Below are 19758 nucleotides of genomic sequence, written 5' to 3'. Positions count from 1 at the left end.
AAATGAGCGTAAAAAAAGAAAGAGTAGATGTACTATTAGTAGAGCGAGGACTTATAGAAACGCGTGAGAAGGCTAAACGTGCTGTTATGGCAGGTCTTGTATATGCGAATGAAATGAGACTCGATAAGCCAGGGGAGAAAATCTCACAAGATACGGAGATTACGGTGAAAGGGCAAGTCATGCCGTATGTAAGCCGTGGTGGTTATAAGCTTGAAAAGGCATTAGAAACATTTCAACTTGATTTACAAGATAAGGTTATGATAGATATTGGTTCATCAACTGGTGGTTTTACAGACTGTGCGCTTCAAAATGGGGCGAAGTTATCCTACGCATTAGATGTAGGATATAATCAACTTGCGTGGAAATTGCGTCAAGATGAGCGTGTTGTTGTGATGGAACGAACGAACTTCCGTTACGTGACACCGGCAGATTTAGAGCGTGGTTTACCGCAGTTTGCAAGTATTGATGTTTCATTTATATCATTAAGGCTTATATTGCCGGTTTTAAAAACAATGCTTATGCCAAATGGTGATGTAGCTGCATTGATTAAACCTCAGTTTGAAGCTGGACGAGAACAAGTCGGGAAAAAAGGCATTGTTCGTGATAGAAAAGTACATGAAGCTGTCGTGGAAATGATTGTCGATTTTGCTCTTAAGGAAGGCTATAATATCGAAGGTTTAACATTCTCACCAATTACAGGCGGGGATGGAAATATTGAATTTTTAATTCATCTAAAGTGGCACGGTGAGCGTGAGAATGGCGAAAATCATTCTCCGGTTTCTATTGAGCAAGTTGTTACAGAAGCACATGATGTTCTAAAACAAAAAGGGAAAGGGGAATAACATATGTTGTTCCTCTTTTTGTTGTAATCGTATAATGATTGTAAAAACAATTGTGTACAAGTAATGGATTATACGGTAACATAAATAAATGAAGTATACCAATGTTTAAACTATGGTAAGAGATAGTGTGAGGTGCAAATGTATGAATAAAGGTCAGCGCCATATTAAAATCAGGGAAATTATTGCTAACAAAGAAATTGAAACACAAGATGAACTAGTTGATATTTTACGTAATGTGGGGTTTAATGTAACGCAAGCAACAGTATCGCGCGATATTAAAGAACTGCACTTAGTGAAGGTGCCATTACATGATGGCCGCTATAAATATAGCTTGCCAGCAGATCAACGATTTAATCCGTTGCAAAAATTAAAACGAAATCTAGTGGATTCATTTGTAAAATTAGACACGGCAGGACATATGCTTGTGCTAAAAACATTGCCTGGTAACGCTCATTCACTTGGGGCACTCATTGATCATTTAGAGTGGGATGAGATCGTCGGAACCATTTGTGGTGATGATACTTGCTTAATTATTTGCCGTACACCTGAAGATACAGGTGTTGTCTCTGATCGTTTCTTAAATATGCTTTAACAGAAAAATCTTGTTTACTTTCCTCTGTAAAGTGGAAAGTAAACAAGATATTTTTATTGGCGAAAAATACGGATTTTCAAATACAATACATTATTTTTTTTGAATGAAGTTAGAAAATAGGTGGATTGACCCGTAAAACGAATGTTTGGTACAATGGAGCGGGTTAGAAGAGTAATTTATACATACAAACATATAGTATAACTATTTGAATGAAGAATACTGAGAAAAGCCCTTAATAGGGGATTAGTTTATAACGAGGTGAATGGGGCATTGTTATCGGAATTATCGATCAGAAACTTTGCTATTATTGAGGCATTAAATATTTCTTTTCAAAAAGGTTTAACCGTTTTAAGTGGTGAAACAGGAGCTGGAAAATCCATTATTATTGATGCAATTAGTTTGCTTGTTGGTGGCCGTGGTTCAGCAGAATTTGTTCGATATGGAACAGAAAAGGCTGAGATAGAAGGCTTATTCTATGTAGAAGATGACAAGCATCCATGTATCGCAAAGGCAGAAGAGTTAGATATAGAAATAGAAGATGGCATGATTATTTTGAAGCGTGACATCGCTGCGAACGGAAAAAGTGTCTGTCGTGTAAATGGGAAACTTGTTACACTCAGCATATTAAAAGAGATTGGAAAAACGCTAGTTGATATTCATGGACAGCATGAAACACAAGATTTAATGAATGAAGAGCGTCATATGTTTATGCTTGATCATTTTGATGGAAATCGCATTGTTAAACAATTGGGCATATATCAAAATGTATATACAGACTATGAGAAGTTAAAAAAACAGCTGAAATCTTTAAGTGAAAATGAACAACAAATGGCCCATCGTCTAGATTTAATTCAATTCCAACATGAAGAAATTCGTAAGGCGGATTTAAAAATGGATGAAGAATATGAATTGACTGAGGAACGATTAAAAATCTCCAATTTTGAAAAGATTTATAAAGCATTAGGAGATGCGTATCGTTCGTTAAGTGGAGACGGACAGGGATTGGATCACGTAAGAAATGCAATGGGACAAATGGAGAGTATTACGCACTTAGATGAAGCGTATCAAGAAAATCATGATTCTATTGCGAATAGTTATTACTTATTAGAAGAAGTTGCATACCAGCTTAGAGAAAAATTAGATATGATGGAATATGATCCGAAACGTCTAGATGAAATTGAAACACGTTTGAATGAAATCCGTATGTTAAAGAGAAAGTATGGAAATACTGTAGAAGAGATTTTAGCGTATGCTGATAAAATTGAACAAGAAATTTTTACGATTGAAAATAAAGACGTACATATTGAAACGACGAGAAAGCAGTTAACGAAATTAGAAGGTGTTATTGTAAAAGAAGCAACGTTGTTAAGTACTATGCGTCATGAGCTTGCAGATCATCTTACAAGCGCTATTCATCAAGAATTAAAAGAACTATATATGGAAAAAACGAAATTTGAAGTGAGAATTATGAAGAGGGTAGGAAATGTAGAAGAACCTCTCGTGGAAGGAACACCGGTAAAACTTACGGCGGATGGCTACGATCATGTGGAATTTTATATTTCAACGAATCCGGGTGAACCGTTAAAGCCACTTTCAAAGGTCGCTTCTGGCGGAGAGTTATCTCGTATTATTTTAGCTTTAAAAAGCATTTTTTCTAAGCATCAAGGTGTTGCATCTGTTATTTTTGATGAAGTGGATACGGGTGTGAGTGGTCGGGTTGCACAGGCTATTGCGGAAAAAATTTATCGTGTATCAGTAAACTCGCAAGTACTTTGTATTACGCACTTACCTCAAGTAGCTTCAATGGCGGACTCTCATTTATTTATTAGAAAACAAGTGGCGAATGATCGTACGATTACATCGGTTACTGTGTTAAGTACGGATGAAAAAGTAACAGAAATTGCTCGAATGATTTCTGGTGTTGAAATTACAGATTTAACGACAGAGCATGCGAAAGAGTTACTTACGCAAGCGCATCATTTCAAACAGACAGCAGAGGCTATCCAGTAATGGATAGCTTTTTTTTCTCAAATGACGATTTCTTAATTCTTCCGGTTATAAATAAAGCGCTGCAAGGAGAGATTAAAAAGTGAAGCCAAGAGGCTGAATGTGGGGTAGGAGCGAGGAGAGTGAACAAATTGAAATTAGAAAGATTTCGAAAAATAATAGGTCTTTGTCTCCTTGTTTCTCTAGTTTTTATTGGATGTTTTAAACCGCTTCGAACGTTTATTTCATCTCCGAAGCAACTTGTTGTTTTTGAAGGACAACAATCAGAAATAGCATCATTACCAGTTTTTAAGGCTGCATCTACAAATCGTAATGTGTTTACTGTAAGTTCAAATGAACAAGAACTTATGGTAAATTCTCACCAAAATGGTGAAGCTGATATGGTGTTTCAACTTGCTGGATTTCCAGTGAAAAAAGTAAATGTGAAAGTATTAAAAGATTTTAAAGTTATTCCAGGTGGACAATCGATTGGTGTAAAATTGAACACAAAAGGTGTACTTGTTGTAGGCCATCATTTAATTCAAACTGAAAAGGGTAAAGTATCTCCTGGTGAAACAGCTGGTGTACAGATTGGAGATATGATTACTGAAATCAATGGTAAAACAATTGAAAGAATGAGTGATGTAGCACCATTTATTCATAATAGTGGAGAAACAGGTGAACCGCTTAATCTTGTTTTATTAAGAGATGGAAAATATATTCGTGCTAAGCTAACACCACAAAAAGACAATGGTGAATCCTCTTACCGAATTGGACTGTATATTCGTGATTCAGCAGCTGGTATCGGAACGATGACATTTGTACATCCAGATTCTATGAAATATGGAGCGCTTGGTCATGTAATTTCCGATAATGATACAAAAAAGCCAATTCAAGTAGAAGATGGACAAATTATGCGTTCGACAGTAACGTCTATTGAAAGAGGAAGTCACGGGAACCCGGGAGAAAAATTAGCAAGATTTTCACCGGATCGTGAAGTGATTGGTAATATTACAATAAATAGCCCGTATGGTATTTTTGGGAAATTAAACACAGATATGACAAACGGCATAATGGATAAAGCAATGCCTATCGCATTATCCCATCAAGTAAAAGAAGGGCCAGCGAAAATATTAACAGTTATTGATCAAGATAAGGTGGAAGCGTTTGATATTGAAGTTGTTAGTACGGTACCACAAAAGTTCCCGGCTACAAAAGGTATGGTTATAAAAGTGACAGATAAACGTTTACTAGCAAAAACGGGTGGTATTGTACAAGGAATGAGTGGAAGTCCGATTGTACAAAATGGGAAAGTAATTGGTGCGGTTACACATGTATTTGTAAATGATCCAACGTCAGGATACGGTGTTCATATTGAATGGATGTTACATGAGGCTGGAATTAATATTTATGATCAAGAGAAAAAAGCGAGCTAATACATATTAGCTCGCTTTTCTTTTGAAAAATTCGTTGAAATTTTGTAAAAGCTCCGCAAGAGCTGTTTTTTGTTGTAAGATATAAGCAAAGGGTTGAACGTTTCGCTGTAATTCTATGATGGAATGTGTTGCGAAAGTAAAAAAATGAACGATAAACATATTTTTTTGTGATTTTATCGGAAAGTAAGAAACTTTAAAGGGAATTTTCACACAATTGTCGAACAATTCATGTAGCCTAGAAGCTTACACATGTCGGAAGAATCGATTCGGTAAGGGAGGAAAAACTGTGGAGAAAATTAAAGTATGTCTTGTGGATGATAATAAAGAATTGGTATCGATGCTAGAGAGTTATGTTGCTGCCCAAGATGATATGGAAGTTATCGGAATTGCTTACAATGGTCAAGAATGTTTAAACTTATTGAAAGAAAAGCAGCCTGATATACTCGTTTTAGACATTATTATGCCACATTTAGATGGTCTAGCTGTGCTAGAGAAAATGCGACATATTGAAAGGTTAAGACAACCTAGCGTTATTATGTTGACAGCATTCGGACAAGAAGATGTGACGAAAAAAGCGGTTGATTTAGGGGCATCATATTTCATATTAAAACCATTTGATATGGAGAATTTAACAAGTCATATTCGTCAAGTTAGTGGTAAGGAAAGTGCTACTATTAAACGTCCATTACCATCTTTCCGATCAGCAACAACGATAGATGGAAAACCGAAAAACTTAGATGCGAGTATTACAAGTATCATTCATGAAATTGGTGTACCCGCTCATATTAAAGGGTACATGTACTTACGAGAAGCAATCTCTATGGTGTACAATGATATCGAATTACTAGGATCTATTACGAAAGTATTATATCCAGATATTGCAAAGAAATATAATACAACAGCAAGCCGTGTCGAGCGCGCAATCCGTCACGCAATTGAAGTAGCTTGGAGCCGTGGGAATATTGATTCTATTTCGTCCTTATTTGGTTATACTGTATCCATGTCAAAAGCAAAACCTACGAATTCCGAGTTCATCGCAATGGTTGCGGATAAGCTAAGACTTGAACATAAGGCTTCGTAAATGTTGATATAATAGTGTTTTTGATTGTTTAGCGGTAATGTAAAGTTACCAACAAACTTCTTTTCGTACCAACAAATAATGTTAATGCATTTTAATAAACACCGTCTTTTATTGGTTTGTAAATCAAACTAATGAGAGGCGGTGTTTTTTGTTTTGACTGAATTTGAATTACAGCTAGATAATTTTATGTTGTATTGTTCAAGTAAAAACTTATCGACTAAAACGCTGAAAAGCTATGACCAGACGCTAAATTTATTTTTATTGTACATGAGAGAGACGTATCAAGTGGAGGAAGCGGGGAAGGTAAAGGCCGTACACATTCGGCAGTATATTAAGTATTTAAAGGAACGTGGAAAGTGCACTGTGGCTGCTAAAACAATAGCTAATGATATTAATCGCCCGCATAATCGGACGGATTACAAAAAGCCACTAAGCGATACAACGATTGCTAACAATTGATGCATTTTCAAATAAGCTAAGAGAATTTATAAAATGTTGGTTAGAATTAGAAGAACAGAATAGAGGAAGGTAAAAAGACGAGGACATTGTTCGTTGTCTTTTTTTATTTCAGTGCCGTCCGTCCATATAAATAATGATTTTTTAAGGTTTAGTGTCACGTTTTATGTGTGTAGAGACCAATAGAAAGGGAAGAGGTAGTTCCTTTCTCCTCTTAGACATTCATAAATACAACATTTTTTATGATTTTGTCACAGTAAACTTTTAAAATTATAAAATCAGTGAGGGACGGCAACATGAAATTATACAAAAGAGAAAAGAAAACACACATTCAAATACAGCAGGAAGATAAGCTAGAACGAATAAAGCAAATTTATGATGATAAAAAAGTAAAGCAGGTGCTTGCAGTAGAAAAGACATGGAATAAGTATGCTTTACTTCGATTGGAAGAAGGAGAGGATGCCTTCCATATCATTTTTAATGATTATTTAATAGGATGGTTCATTCAAACAACTCTCAATAAATTTGAAAATGCATGGAAAAATAAGCGGATTTATCGAGATGATTTTGAAAGTGTATTTTGGGAGAAGTTATGGCATGTGTGTCGAGAACATTCATGGAACGATGAGTATTACTTATATGAAAAAGTCAGAAAATCGTTGGAGTGTACGGGCTACAACTTAGTAAAATCAAATTTAAGGACAGATAAAAGGAAAGTAAATCATCAAAACATTGACCTTGTTGAAGACTTAGAAAAAATTGATTCGCCGTTTCGAATTGAGGACGATGTAGAAATTAAACTATTAATCGAACAGTATTGTAATGATATTGAAGAGGAGTTAATAACAACGTATATAGAAAGTCCCCATTTATCATATAGAGACTTAGGGTGTTTACATGGGATAAATCATCCTGAAAGAGTGAGACGGATACTTGATTCAGCAAAGAGGAAGTTAAGTGAATTTATATTTTGATAGGGTTCTCGTATTTATTTGCTTTATATAGCAGACAGCTTCATTTCAACTTCTTTAAAAGGAATGGATTAAATTTTTTACTAGAAAATCCGAATATTTAGTACAGTAAAATAGTTTCACGTGATATAATTCGTTTGTAAAATATTGTATGGAGAAGGGGTAGCATGACGCAAATAAAGGTTACGCCAGAACGGCTAGAACAGTCAGCAAAGCTAGTTCTTGAAACTAAAAATAGATTAGAACAGATACATAAAGATTTATATAACCAAACGGAATACGTAGCTTCAATGTGGAATGGTGCAACGAGTCAAAGGTTTTATCAGATGTTTAATGAAATAAAACCTCAAATGTTTAATGTGTTTCGGGAATTTGATAAGATTGCAGAAGAACTAATGCACGCTGCTGAAAAGTTTCGTAATGCTGATGAACGTTATGATGGTAATCTAGTTGATGGAAACATAGAAGAAGGGGCAATGTGTGGTAAGTTACCTGAAAAATCTACTTTCGAAAAAATTCGGGATGGTATTGTAGAAGGTGCAGGGGAAGCCATTGAAGATACTATAGAAGGATTTAAGGCACTTGGTAAATGGGGAACGTGGCAAAATATGGGGAACGCAGCCTTGCATCCTATTGATACACTTAGTACCATGTATAATGTATTGTCGGATTCATTTATTAAAGATGTAATAAATGGTGACGCAGAAAGTCGTGCAAAATGGGGAAGTTATGCTTTAACTCAAGTTGGTTTAGGACTTATTGGTGATAAAGGAATAAGCAAAGTCACTACACTTGCAAAGGGTACGAATTTAGCAAAGGTATCAGAAGGTATCTCGCATTATACAAATAAATTGCAAACGGGAGACCGCTTTGCATATGCTGGCGTTGGTGAGTTTAGAGATATTCCGAAAACTTCTTTTAATTCTTTAGAAGAAGCACGTAATACATTTATGTTTGCTGACCCTGGTAATTTAAATACACCTAGATTCCAAGAATATCTTGGCCAAGTAGAAGAAATAACAAATAGAAAGATTCCTGAAAATCAGAGGGAATTACTACAGGAAGCTTTAGAAGATAATGCTTATAGTAAATTAAGTAAAGAAGAGACTGCACAAAGACGGGCAGAATTTGATAAATTACGCACTAACTTAATTAAGGATTGGGAACTTAAGACTGGCCAAAAATGGCCTACTTATGAAGAAGTTGTGTATTCAAAGAAAGGTTTGCCTTTACGTAAAAAAACCGCTAATTATGATGCACATCACATTATAGAAAGTACATATAACGGTGCACATGAATGGTGGAATCTACATCCAGCTAAATACCCTGATGAACATCAAGGTGGAATACATGGAAAAGAAAAAATCGCTAAAGAGATTTTCAAAAGATAACACTTATATGGAGGGTAATATTTATGTTTAATTTCACAAATTTGGAAAAGGTATCATTTGATAGAACTGAGGCAGAACAAGTTTTAGATAAATATGAAACCGTATTTTTTAAAATATATGATGATGAAATACAAGAGGCTGAAGGAATGATAGGATTTAAATTCCCAAAGGAACTAAGATATTTTTATAAAAATGTCGGTAGTGGTTTTGTGAAAAGTAATTCTGAGTACTTTGTTAACCGTCTAATGGACCCTGAATCCGTTGCGGATTTAAGACTTAGACAAGATGTGTATGAAGAAAACCCTAGATATGATTATATTGATGATGAAGAATCATTAGCTTTCTTTGAAATTAATGAATCAAGCTTTTTAACGTTAAAATTTAAGCAGGCAAATGAATTAGGTCAATGTCCTATATATTATGGTTCAACAAAGATAGCGGATTCGTTAGAGGGATTTTTAATTAAAATGAATGAAAATCCTGACTATTATATTTAATCTTTTTAAGACTTACTTTAAGGCGTAGGATTTGAAAAATATCTAATCATGAATAAAAAGCTTATGTATAACTTGCATAAGCTTTTTTAATGTACATGAACTAGACACTTACAAGATGGAGATAGTGCAGACATAAGCTGGCCTATACCAAAATACAACATCTATCCTAAAGGAGAATAAATAAATTTAGAAAGAGGTTTTTATATGTGGAAAAATCTGATTTTAGAAATTGAAAAGGTAGAGAGAAGTTTTAATGATAAACTGAATACACCCGCAACGGATACTGAAATTGGTAAATTAAGAGAACGTGTGAAAGAGAATTTTAATGTTGACTTACCGAGTGAATATGAGGAGTTTCTTAAAACTGTAAATGGATTAGATTTTAGCGGGCTAGTACTTTATGGAGTTGACTCTTATTTGTTAGATACAGAAAGGGACGAATCAATTTGCGGGCTTATAGAAACCAATGAGATTTGGTATGAAAATGAATTTCAAAAAGAGTATCTTTTCCTTGGAGATTCAAATATAGCATGGTTCTGTAAAAACTTATCTGATGGTATTTATTTAGAACTTGATAAACCATCTGGTACAGTGATGAATACATATAATGATTGCAACACAATGCTTGAGGAAGCATTGAAAGCAGCCCTTCTTTAATAGGGGGTATTAAAAATTATGTTTAATTTTTTGAAAGAATATGTTGTAGCAGACAGAAGTGTCCGTTCTAAACAAAAACCTATTTTCTATCCTATATATCAAGATGAGATAGATGAGGCAGAAAGCTTATTACAAATGGAACTTCCGAAAGAATTAAAATGTTTTTATCAAGAAATTGGTTGCGGTTTTTTAGAGTCTGACAAAAGAACTTTTTTCAATAGATTTATGGACCCGATTTCAGTTGCAGATTTCCGTTTAAGGCAAGATATTTATGAATATAATCCAAACCTAGATCTGGTAATTTAAATACACCTAGATTTCAAGAATATCTTGGCCAAGTAGAAGAAATAACAAATAGAAAGATTCCTGAAAACCAGAGGGAATTACTACAAGAACATTTGGAAAAATAATGGTTATGAACGATTAAGCAAAGAAGAAGTAGATACAAGAAGGAACGAGTTCCGTTCTGAAAAAAATAAGCTGATAGCTGAGTGGGAAAAAGAAACAAACCAAACATGGCCTACATATGCTGAGGAAGTTATTTCGAAAAGAGGTAAAGTAACACGGAGAATTGATAAGCCATTTGATGCACATCACCTTATTGAAAATGCACATGGTGGAGAACATGAATGGTGGAATATGCACCCAGCTAAATACCCTGATGAACATCAAGGTGGTATACATGCTAAGGAAAGTATTTCAAGAGAAATTTTTAAAAAGTAATTAACGGAGGTAGTAAAAGTTATGTTTGATTTTTTGAAAAATTGTGTTGTAGCTGATGAAAGTATAAAATCTGACCAAACACCTATTTTCTATCCTTTAAAAAGTGAAGAGATAGAGGAAGCAGAAGATTTATTAAAAATGAAATTCCCTAAAGAATTGAAAAATTTTTATAAAGAAATTGGTTATGGTTTTTTAGAGGCATCAAGTAAGTTCTTTTTTAACAGATTTATGGACCCCTTTTCTGTTGTGGATTTTCGTTTGAGACAAGATATCTATGAATATAACCCTAATATAGATGGTGTAGACGATGAAGAATCATTAGTGTTTTTTGAAGTGACAGAACTTAGCTTTTTAACAATTAAATTTAAGCAAGCGAATGAATTAGGTCAATGCCCTATTTACTCTGAAGATGAGAAAATAGCGGATTCTTTAGAAGAATTTTTAATTAAAATGGGCGAAAATCCTGACTATTATATCTAATGAAAGAATCAATGAACACCTGAGTTTCAGAGTTGAACGTGTAAGTCTTTAGCAAAGTTCTAAAATAACTGACAGGAGTTAGTAACATGGACGTAGAGATTTCAGAAATGCTAAAAATATTAAACGATTATGAAGGGAATGAAAAAGAAATTTTTGAACTGATTCAAGCTGAAGCAATGATGAAATATAAACAATGTGAAGAAATGATAGATACGATACTGAATAATAAGTTTAGAACCGAAAAAGAAAAGCATGAAGCTATAATGAGTATGATAGGACATATTCTCACTTGTGGCGTATCTTATGGGAGTGTTCAAGTTCCATTAGAAATGATTAAGAATCGTCAATCATCTATACATTGATTTATATTTTGAGATAAAGTCGTACCAGATAGTTGATGAAATGAATAATAGTACACGAATGTCATTTAATTTTATTGACGTTTGCCCCTGTGGTTATGTATCATATTCTTATACACATTAGTAACGTAATGTTACCAATGAATTAGGAAAAACTAAACCAATAAAGGGCGTGAAATTTAGCGTATTTATTGGACGAAAAGAAAATGTTAGAAACGTATACATATCAACGTTTAAAGCTTTTGGTTATACTGTATCCATGTCAAAAGCAAAACCTACGAATTCTGAGTTCATCGCAATGGTTGCGGATAAGCTAAGACTTGAACATAAGGCTAGCTGAGAGGAAGAGTAGTAAGGGATTTAAGTTTTAGTAGAGCTTAATAATTCTTGAAATTTATACTCGATATCAATTTTAAAACCAATAAACTTTTATTTAATGACCAATGAATTTTAGAATTCGTTGGTCTTTTTATTTTGTTGAGAAAAAGAGGGAGAAGTGATATCGATTTTATCAAAATTATTTGGGTAGATAAAAAGGGTTGTTTGATATTATGGAAAATAAAACCTGTTTTTAGTAATATTACATATAAGTGAGTTTTTTAAGGTAATTAAATAGGTATACAGAGGGAGAAGGGAAATGAAAAACAAAATATTAACTTGGCTAGGAATAGTAGCAGCTATGGGAGTTCTTGCTGTTGCAGTTACATTTGGAATGTTAGAGCTTGCCGATAATCCAGTAGATAAAGAAGTGAGTGCTCAAATAGATAAAAAAGAAGACCCAACGATAGTAGGTAGAGAGGTAGATGGAGTCTTTGTTGATGTGTATGTTACTGAAAATTCTACTGAAAGCGAAGTCATTACAGCGATGTATCACATGACTCATCAAAAAGTAGTGGCAGAACGAAAATCGGGATCCATCCCAATGATTCAAAATAACGCTGAAAAATTAAAAAAAATCATAAATAAGAGTAGTTTTGCGAAGAAAAATGAGCTTGTAGCAATTGCTGATAGATGGGCGAAAAAAGATTTTAGTAAAATTGTAGAAGATCACAATTTTTTCTCGGATGCTCAAGAGGGTAATGTTTGTAAAGCCACTAGAGCGATGGATGCGGTAGAAGAGCAACATTATATTTTAACTACATTCGGGGAGGAAAAAGCGAAAGAACTATACGAATCAGGGGATACTCCGCACGTTCAATAAAAAATAATATGAAGGGCTTCTAGTTTTTTTATTACCTTGCTTTAAGGGGGCAATGGTGACTTGTGAATAAATATTCTGCTTTCTTTATGAATTGTAACAAAAAAGAAGATATATAATTCATTATTAAATGATGAAGTGAAGGCTAAATCGCATCGTAGTACATCTGTTAAAGGATTTTAGTGGGGAAGTCATCCATGATATAATAGATGATAATAAAAAGCCCTGCAAAACAGGACTATATTATTCTTCGTCTTTATTTTGTTTTTCTAATTCAACTAACTTTTGTATTAAAATATGCTGTGGCATATGCATAAGTTGTTCAAGTGGAACACCTAACGCTTTTGATAGGCGGACTGCAGTGTCTGGAGAAATTTGTAATGGTCTCATAGAAGTACCTCCTTTTTCGTATAGTATAGCATAAGATTGGGGGAGTGAGGATGACTCTTATATTTGCGCATCGTGGTGCGGCGGGAACGTATCCGGAAAATACAATGATTTCATTTGAAGCGGCGGAGGCTTTCGGGGCAGACGGAATTGAACTCGATGTTCAATTCACGAAAGATGGAAAAGTTGTTGTTATTCATGATGAAACGGTGGATCGGACAACAAATGGAAAAGGTGCGGTTCGAAATTATTTATATGAGGATTTATGTAAGTTGGATGCGAGTTATAAATTCGGTGACAAAGTAGGTTTTTGCAAAATACCTCTTCTAGAAGAGGTGTTAGAATGGCTCGCAAAAACGAAATTGCTACTCAATATTGAACTGAAAAATAATAAAATCCCATACAGAGGTTTAGAAGAAGAGGTTATAACACTTGTACGTAAGTTTAGTCTAGAGGATCGGATTGTGTTTTCTTCTTTTAATCACTACAGTATGAAGCGATGTCATATGATGGCTCCTGATATTCAAACAGCTATTTTGTATCGTGAAGGTTTGCATAGCCCGTGGGCATATGCAAAAAAGATGGGTGCTACTGCAGTACATCCGAATTATCGTTATCTTCAAGATGCTATCGCTGAATTAACGATGGGAAGTGGTGTGGAGGTTCGTCCTTACACGATAAATGAAGAAACGCTTATGCGTAAATATTTTGATATGAATATATCAGCGATTATTACTGATTATCCTGAAACAGCAAGAACTTTATTACCGATAAAAAAATGAGACCTAATATAATGGTCTCATTTTTTATTTATGATATGTGAAAACTTTGTTTTATCTTCTGAAGCGTGCTTGTACTTTATTTCTCTTACGATCTCTGTGTAAGACGAAGCCGCCGAAGATATAAAACCCGAGTGCGAAGCAAAGAGCGCCGATTAAAAATTGTAACCATAATATAGGGATTGGGGAGAACAAAATCCCAAATACAGTATCTCTCATCAGTTTAATACCAAGCACGGCTAATGAAATGGGGATGAGTGCTAATAATAGAGCGAGGTAACGCTGCATACATAACGCTCCTTTTCAGATTATTTTGTGTATTTTAATGATGTTATATGGAATGGGGGTTTGTCAAGAGGTTGCTGAACGAGTAAGATAAGAATGTGAAAAATTTTGCAGAGATACTTCGAGAGGAAGTGTAATGTATGAAACAAAATGTGTTAATTGTTGGAGCAGGTGAAGGTGGGAGTACACTGCTGAGTCTGTTGCAAAATTCGAATATATTTCAAATTATAGGAGTTATTGATAGTAATCCAATTGCGAAAGGATTACAAATCGCAAAGGAATATGGGACTCCGATTGGTGATAGTGTAACTCCGTTTCTTTCTATGCATATTGATGTAATGTTTGATATGACAGGTGATTATGATTTACATAAAGTTTTATTGGGAAGCAAGCATAAAGACACCCTTCTTATACCAGGGGATATTGCAAAAATTGTTACGAGACTAGCGCATGAGAAGGAAAGCTTAATTGGAAAGCTAGAAGAACAGACGCAACAAGGGAATTTAATTTTAAATTCAACGCATGACGGTATGATTGTTATAGACCAAGAGGGACAAGTTCGTCTGTTTAATAAAAGCGCAGAGCGTATTACTGGATATAAAAAAGAGGAAGCAATAGGGAAATATATTTTAGAAGTTATTCCAACGAGTAAGTTGCTTCGTATTATACGCACGAAAAAAATAGAAGTGAATCATGAACTGACGTTAGAGAATGAAAAAAAGATTATTACAACGCGTATTCCGATATTAAAAGAAGGTGGAGAGGTTCAAGGGGCATTTGCGATTTTTAAAGACATTACAGAAGTTGTAGATTTAGCGGAAGAAGTTACAGACTTAAAAGAAATTCAAACGCTACTTGAGGCGATTATTAACTCATCTGAGGAAGCAATTTCGGTTGTTGATGAGAAAGGAAGAGGACTAGTTATAAACCCTGCTTATACGAAGTTAACGGGTTTGACTGAAGAAGAAATTATTGGGAAGCCGGCTACAACTGATATTGTGGAAGGTGAAAGTATGCATATGAAAGTACTTCGGACGCGCCGAGCGGTACGAGGAATACATATGAAGATTGGGCAAAAAAAGCGAGATGTAATTGTAAACGTAGCACCGGTTATTGTCGATGGAATATTGAAAGGGAGCGTCGGGGTAATTCGCGATGTATCAGAAATTCAAAAGTTAACAAATGAATTGAATAGGGCAAGACAAATTATTCGAACGTTAGAAGCAAAATATTCATTTGATGATATTGTTGGTGATTCAGATGAAACGACGGCAGCTATTGAACAAGCAAAACTTGGAGCGAATACACCGGCAACAGTATTGCTTAGAGGGGAATCTGGTACGGGGAAAGAGTTATTTGCACATGCTATTCATAACAGTAGTAATCGAAAATACAATAAGTTTGTACGAGTAAACTGTGCTGCTATTTCTGAGACCTTATTAGAAAGTGAATTATTCGGTTATGAGGAAGGCGCGTTTTCTGGAGCGAAAAGAGGCGGGAAACGAGGATTCTTTGAAGAAGCGAATAATGGAAGTGTTTTTTTAGATGAAATCGGAGAGTTATCTGCAAATACGCAAGCGAAGCTCCTTCGTGTGCTACAAGAAAAAGAAATTGTGAAAGTAGGGGGAACGAAAGCGATACCTATTAATGTCCGGGTAATTGCAGCAACACATGTGAATTTAGAAAAGGGCATTCTAGAAGGAGAGTTCAGAGAGGACTTGTATTATCGTTTAAATAAAATCCCGATTCAAATTCCTTCCCTTCGTCAGCGTAAAGGAGATATACCAGCGATTGCAGAAAGGTTAATTCAAAAAATTAATCAAGATTATGGTCGTAATGTAGAAGGACTCACCGATTCAGCCGTTTCGTATTTACAATCATATGAATGGCCAGGGAATGTTAGGGAACTTGAAAATATTTTAGGACGAGCTATTATCTTTATGAATTATAACGAAATATATATTGATGTACATCATTTACCGCCTTTACATAAAGAAGAACAAGTAGAGACGAAACAAAATAATTTATTACCTGAATTAGAAGAGAAGGCCCTTGAACACCTAGTGACAGAATTTGAGGGGAATATTATCCGTGAATATTTAGAGAAATGTGATGGGAACAAAACGAAGACTGCAAAAGCGTTAGGAATTTCAGTTCGAAACTTATATTACAAGCTAGAAAAGTATGAGTGTGCAAAAAATAGCACGCAATAAATTGCGTACCGTGCAATTTATTGCGTGGTATACAAAAAGCGACAAAACGAGACAGAATATTTCGTTGTTTTCCAAAGTATTGATTTCACTGCATTTTGAATGCGTTTTCATTATTGGTAAGACCACTTTTGAAAGTTGGCACGGTATTTGCTTAATGAATAGACGAGGGACGACGGAAAGGGTTGATTACAAAATATGAAGTTAGAACACTTAATTGATCAAGCAGCAGGACAGCCTAAAAAAACTGTGGCTGTAGCAGTAGCTGAAGATCATGAAGTAATTGAAGCTGTAGCGAAAGCAATCAAGTTACAGCTAGCTCAATTTCGTCTATATGGAAATCAAGAGAAAATAATAGGGATGCTACAAGAGCATGGGCTACAAACTTCAGAACATATTGAAGTGATTGCAGCAGCGTCAAGTGCTGAGGCTGCAGAACTTTCTGTTAAATCTGTAAGCAATGGCGAAGCAGATGTGCTAATGAAGGGGAACATCCCAACAGCAAATATTTTGAAAGCTGTATTAAATAAAGAGTGGGGACTTCGTAAGGGCAGCGTGCTTTCACATGTTGCAGCGTTTGAAGTTCCAAATTACGATCGTCTTATTTTTGTTACAGACGCAGCGATGAACATTGCACCTGATGTAACACAAAAAGCTGCTATTATACAAAATACTGTAGAAGTTGCCCAGGCAATAGGAATTGATTTGCCAAAGGTAGCGCCAATTGCAGCGGTAGAGGTTGTTAATCCTGCGATGCAAGCGACAATTGATGCAGCGATGTTAACTCAAATGAATCGCCGCGGACAAATTAAAAATTGTGTCGTTGATGGACCACTTGCTTTAGATAATGCAGTATCACAAATTGCAGCAGAACATAAAGGCATAGTAAGTGATGTAGCAGGTAAGGCAGACATTTTACTCGTCCCAACGATTGAAGCTGGAAATGTGCTATATAAATCACTCGTCTATTTTGCAAATGCAAAGGTAGGAGCGATGATTGCTGGCGCTAAAGCACCGATTGTTTTAACATCACGTGCTGATTCAGCAGAAACAAAAGTATATTCATTAGCATTGGCAGTTGCGACTGCTTCAAAATAAACCAAATAGGGTAAAACAATTAGGGGGAAACGACAATGACATTAGAAATCTTCGAATACTTAGAAAAATATGATTATGAGCAAGTGGTATTTTGTCAAGATAAAGAATCTGGTTTAAAAGCAATCATTGCAATCCATGATACAACACTTGGACCAGCTCTTGGTGGAACAAGAATGTGGACATATGATTCTGAAGAAGCGGCGATTGAAGATGCATTGCGTCTTGCAAAAGGGATGACATACAAAAATGCAGCAGCTGGTTTAAATTTAGGTGGTGCAAAAACAGTAATTATCGGTGATCCACGTAAAGATAAAAGCGAAGCGATGTTCCGTGCATTAGGACGCTACATTCAAGGACTAAACGGACGTTACATTACAGCTGAAGATGTTGGTACAACAGTAGATGATATGGATATTATCCATGAGGAAACTGATTTTGTAACAGGGATTTCACCATCATTCGGTTCTTCTGGTAACCCATCTCCAGTAACTGCATACGGTGTTTACCGTGGTATGAAAGCAGCTGCAAAAGAAGCATTTGGTACAGATAACCTAGAAGGAAGAGTAATTTCTATTCAAGGTGTTGGTAACGTAGCGTATCACCTATGCAAACATTTACACGCTGAAGGAGCAAAATTAATCGTTACAGATATTAATAAAGAAGCTGTACAACGTGCAGTAGAAGAATTCGGTGCAACAGCAGTTGAGCCAAATGAAATTTACGGTGTTGAATGTGATATTTACGCACCATGTGCATTAGGCGCAACAGTTAATGATGAAACTATTCCACAACTTAAAGCAAAAGTAATCGCTGGTTCTGCAAATAACCAATTAAAAGAAGATCGTCACGGCGACCTTATTCATGAAATGGGTATTGTATACGCACCAGACTATGTTATTAATGCAGGTGGCGTAATTAACGTAGCAGACGAATTATATGGATACAATAGAGAACGTGCATTAAAACGTGTTGAGTCTATTTATGACACAATTGCAAAAGTAATCGAAATTTCAAAACGCGATGGCATAGCAACTTATGTAGCAGCAGATCGCCTAGCTGAAGAGCGCATTGCAAGCTTGAAAAACTCTCGTAGCACATACTTACGCAACGGTCACGACATTATTAGCCGTCGCTAATCATTCATATATAACTTTTACAAAAGGTGTGGTTACCTCTTATGAGGTTTCCACTTCCTTTTAAATTTATTAGTGGAGGTAGCAACATTGTCTGTAAATCGAATTCTTGTTATTAACCCAGGTAGTACATCCACAAAGATTGGTGTTTTTGATAATGAAAGACCCGTTCTAGAAGAAACTATTCGTCATGACGTAGAACAGATTGGAAAATATAAGCGAATTATCGACCAATATGAGTTTCGTAAAGAAACGATTTTAGAAGTTCTACATTCTCATGGTATTAACATTTCAAAATTAAACGCTGTTTGTGGGCGTGGTGGATTACTTCGTCCAATCGAAGGCGGTACGTATACAGTAAACGATGCGATGTTAGAAGATTTAAAAAATGGGTTTAGTGGTCATCACGCTTCAAACCTTGGAGGCATTTTAGCATATGAAATTGCTTCTGGATTAAACATTCCTGCATTCATTGTGGATCCTGTCGTTGTAGATGAGATGGAGCCAATTGCTCGTATAAGTGGTATTGCTGGTATGGAACGCAAAAGTATCTTCCATGCATTAAACCAAAAAGCGGTTGCTCGTAAAGTAGCAGATGAATTAAATCACAAATATGAGGATTTAAATTTATTAGTTACACATATGGGCGGCGGTATTACAGTTGGTGCTCATAAAAAAGGAAAAGTTATCGATGTGAATAATGGCTTAAACGGAGAAGGACCATTTAGTCCAGAGCGTGCTGGTACAGTACCAGTAGGACAATTAGTTGAAATGTGTTTTTCTGGTGAGTATTACCGAGACGAAATGGTTAAAAAACTTGTCGGACAAGGTGGACTTGTAAGTCTTATCGGTACAAACGATGCAATTAAAGTAGAACAAATGGTTGAAAAAGGTGATCCTGAAGCAACTCTTATTTATAAAGCAATGGCGTATCAAGTTGCAAAAGAGATTGGCGGAGCTAGTGCTGTACTTCACGGGAAAATCGATGCAATCGTATTAACTGGTGGACTTGCGTACAGTAAAATTCTTGTCGATGAAATAAAAGAACGTGTTCACTGGATTGCAGATGTTATCGTACATCCAGGAGAAGATGAATTACAAGCGTTAGCAGAAGGAGCACTTCGTGTATTACGTGAAGAAGAAGCTCCAAAAGAATATATTGTACGAGAAAAACAAACAGTAGCTAGGGGTTGAGAT

The 19758-nt window shown here is 35.5% G+C and carries 20 protein-coding genes and 3 pseudogenes; 21 read left to right on the top strand and 2 right to left on the bottom strand.

The window, feature by feature from the left end:
* Positions 1-2 precede the first annotated feature (2 nt).
* The 16 genes and pseudogenes from NSQ08_RS19595 to NSQ08_RS19520 all read left to right on the top strand — a co-directional run bounded on the left by NSQ08_RS19595 (position 3) and on the right by NSQ08_RS19520 (position 12672).
* Entirely contained in the window at positions 3-842 is an 840-nt protein-coding gene (locus tag NSQ08_RS19595) for a TlyA family RNA methyltransferase (RefSeq protein WP_002015074.1), read from the top strand.
* Between the two features lie 142 nt (positions 843-984).
* Complete coding sequence (gene argR, locus NSQ08_RS19590; RefSeq protein ID WP_002015076.1) at positions 985-1434, top strand: arginine repressor ArgR; 450 nt, start codon at positions 985-987, stop codon at positions 1432-1434.
* 270 nt (positions 1435-1704) lie between these two features.
* A complete protein-coding gene (gene recN, locus NSQ08_RS19585) occupies positions 1705-3444 on the top strand; it encodes a DNA repair protein RecN (RefSeq protein ID WP_002088564.1) in 1740 nt (579 codons plus the stop codon).
* Between the two features lie 119 nt (positions 3445-3563).
* Positions 3564-4856 (top strand): SpoIVB peptidase, encoded by a 1293-nt coding sequence (gene spoIVB, locus NSQ08_RS19580; RefSeq protein WP_002015079.1) that lies wholly within the window; start codon positions 3564-3566, stop codon positions 4854-4856.
* Between the two features lie 286 nt (positions 4857-5142).
* On the top strand, positions 5143-5937 hold the full coding sequence (spo0A, locus tag NSQ08_RS19575) for a sporulation transcription factor Spo0A (protein WP_002015081.1): 795 nt from the start codon (positions 5143-5145) through the stop codon (positions 5935-5937).
* Positions 5938-6090: 153 nt separating this feature from the next.
* Positions 6091-6396 (top strand): site-specific integrase, encoded by a 306-nt coding sequence (locus NSQ08_RS19570; protein WP_050426675.1) that lies wholly within the window; start codon positions 6091-6093, stop codon positions 6394-6396.
* 293 nt (positions 6397-6689) lie between these two features.
* The gene (locus NSQ08_RS19565; RefSeq protein ID WP_012261695.1) at positions 6690-7367 is read left to right on the top strand and encodes a hypothetical protein; all 678 of its coding nucleotides are present in this window, start codon (positions 6690-6692) and stop codon (positions 7365-7367) included.
* A 164-nt stretch (positions 7368-7531) separates the two neighbouring features.
* Positions 7532-8755 (top strand): WXG100 family type VII secretion target, encoded by a 1224-nt coding sequence (locus tag NSQ08_RS19560; protein ID WP_340778129.1) that lies wholly within the window; start codon positions 7532-7534, stop codon positions 8753-8755.
* Between the two features lie 23 nt (positions 8756-8778).
* A complete protein-coding gene (locus NSQ08_RS19555) occupies positions 8779-9252 on the top strand; it encodes an SMI1/KNR4 family protein (protein WP_012261694.1) in 474 nt (157 codons plus the stop codon).
* 204 nt (positions 9253-9456) lie between these two features.
* The gene (locus NSQ08_RS19550; RefSeq protein WP_002033951.1) at positions 9457-9909 is read left to right on the top strand and encodes a YrhA family protein; all 453 of its coding nucleotides are present in this window, start codon (positions 9457-9459) and stop codon (positions 9907-9909) included.
* A gap of 18 nt (positions 9910-9927) precedes the next feature.
* Positions 9928-10203: pseudogene (locus NSQ08_RS19545) on the top strand (SMI1/KNR4 family protein); the annotation flags it as partial.
* A gap of 2 nt (positions 10204-10205) precedes the next feature.
* A pseudogene (locus NSQ08_RS19540) lies at positions 10206-10632 on the top strand (hypothetical protein); the annotation flags it as partial.
* Between the two features lie 21 nt (positions 10633-10653).
* Positions 10654-11112 carry an SMI1/KNR4 family protein gene (locus NSQ08_RS19535; protein ID WP_012261693.1) on the top strand — a complete coding sequence of 153 codons (459 nt, stop codon included), beginning with the start codon at positions 10654-10656 and terminating at the stop codon, positions 11110-11112.
* Between the two features lie 86 nt (positions 11113-11198).
* On the top strand, positions 11199-11474 hold the full coding sequence (locus NSQ08_RS19530; protein ID WP_340778122.1) for a hypothetical protein: 276 nt from the start codon (positions 11199-11201) through the stop codon (positions 11472-11474).
* Positions 11475-11712: 238 nt separating this feature from the next.
* Positions 11713-11811: pseudogene (locus tag NSQ08_RS19525) on the top strand (sporulation initiation factor Spo0A C-terminal domain-containing protein); the annotation flags it as partial.
* Positions 11812-12108: 297 nt separating this feature from the next.
* Positions 12109-12672: a PRK06770 family protein gene (locus tag NSQ08_RS19520; RefSeq protein WP_002033955.1), complete on the top strand. Its 564-nt coding sequence runs from the start codon at positions 12109-12111 to the stop codon at positions 12670-12672.
* Positions 12673-12912: 240 nt separating this feature from the next.
* Here the strand turns inward: NSQ08_RS19520 and NSQ08_RS19515 are convergent, their stop codons facing one another.
* Complete coding sequence (locus tag NSQ08_RS19515) at positions 12913-13059, bottom strand: YycC family protein (RefSeq protein WP_001247671.1); 147 nt, start codon at positions 13057-13059, stop codon at positions 12913-12915.
* Between the two features lie 50 nt (positions 13060-13109).
* Here NSQ08_RS19515 and NSQ08_RS19510 point away from each other — a divergent pair, with 50 nt between their 5' ends.
* Positions 13110-13838: a glycerophosphodiester phosphodiesterase gene (locus NSQ08_RS19510; RefSeq protein ID WP_002033957.1), complete on the top strand. Its 729-nt coding sequence runs from the start codon at positions 13110-13112 to the stop codon at positions 13836-13838.
* Positions 13839-13889: 51 nt separating this feature from the next.
* Here NSQ08_RS19510 and NSQ08_RS19505 read toward each other — a convergent pair whose 3' ends face one another.
* A complete protein-coding gene (locus tag NSQ08_RS19505) occupies positions 13890-14123 on the bottom strand; it encodes a DUF2627 domain-containing protein (protein ID WP_001190193.1) in 234 nt (77 codons plus the stop codon).
* Positions 14124-14260: 137 nt separating this feature from the next.
* Here NSQ08_RS19505 and NSQ08_RS19500 point away from each other — a divergent pair, with 137 nt between their 5' ends.
* The 4 genes from NSQ08_RS19500 to buk all read left to right on the top strand — a co-directional run bounded on the left by NSQ08_RS19500 (position 14261) and on the right by buk (position 19755).
* Entirely contained in the window at positions 14261-16333 is a 2073-nt protein-coding gene (locus NSQ08_RS19500) for a sigma-54 interaction domain-containing protein (protein WP_002088558.1), read from the top strand.
* 195 nt (positions 16334-16528) lie between these two features.
* Entirely contained in the window at positions 16529-17428 is a 900-nt protein-coding gene (gene yqiS, locus NSQ08_RS19495) for a phosphate butyryltransferase (RefSeq protein ID WP_002033959.1), read from the top strand.
* Between the two features lie 35 nt (positions 17429-17463).
* Positions 17464-18564 (top strand): leucine dehydrogenase, encoded by a 1101-nt coding sequence (locus NSQ08_RS19490; protein ID WP_002015088.1) that lies wholly within the window; start codon positions 17464-17466, stop codon positions 18562-18564.
* An 87-nt stretch (positions 18565-18651) separates the two neighbouring features.
* Positions 18652-19755 carry a butyrate kinase gene (buk, locus tag NSQ08_RS19485; protein ID WP_002088555.1) on the top strand — a complete coding sequence of 368 codons (1104 nt, stop codon included), beginning with the start codon at positions 18652-18654 and terminating at the stop codon, positions 19753-19755.
* Positions 19756-19758: the final 3 nt, after the last annotated feature.

It is taken from the genome of Bacillus sp. FSL E2-8887 (assembly GCF_038007205.1).
In the GTDB taxonomy this organism is placed as follows: domain Bacteria; phylum Bacillota; class Bacilli; order Bacillales; family Bacillaceae_G; genus Bacillus_A; species Bacillus_A mycoides.
Note: the sequence above shows the minus strand (reverse complement) of the source record. Positions and strands in the feature narration are given on the sequence as shown.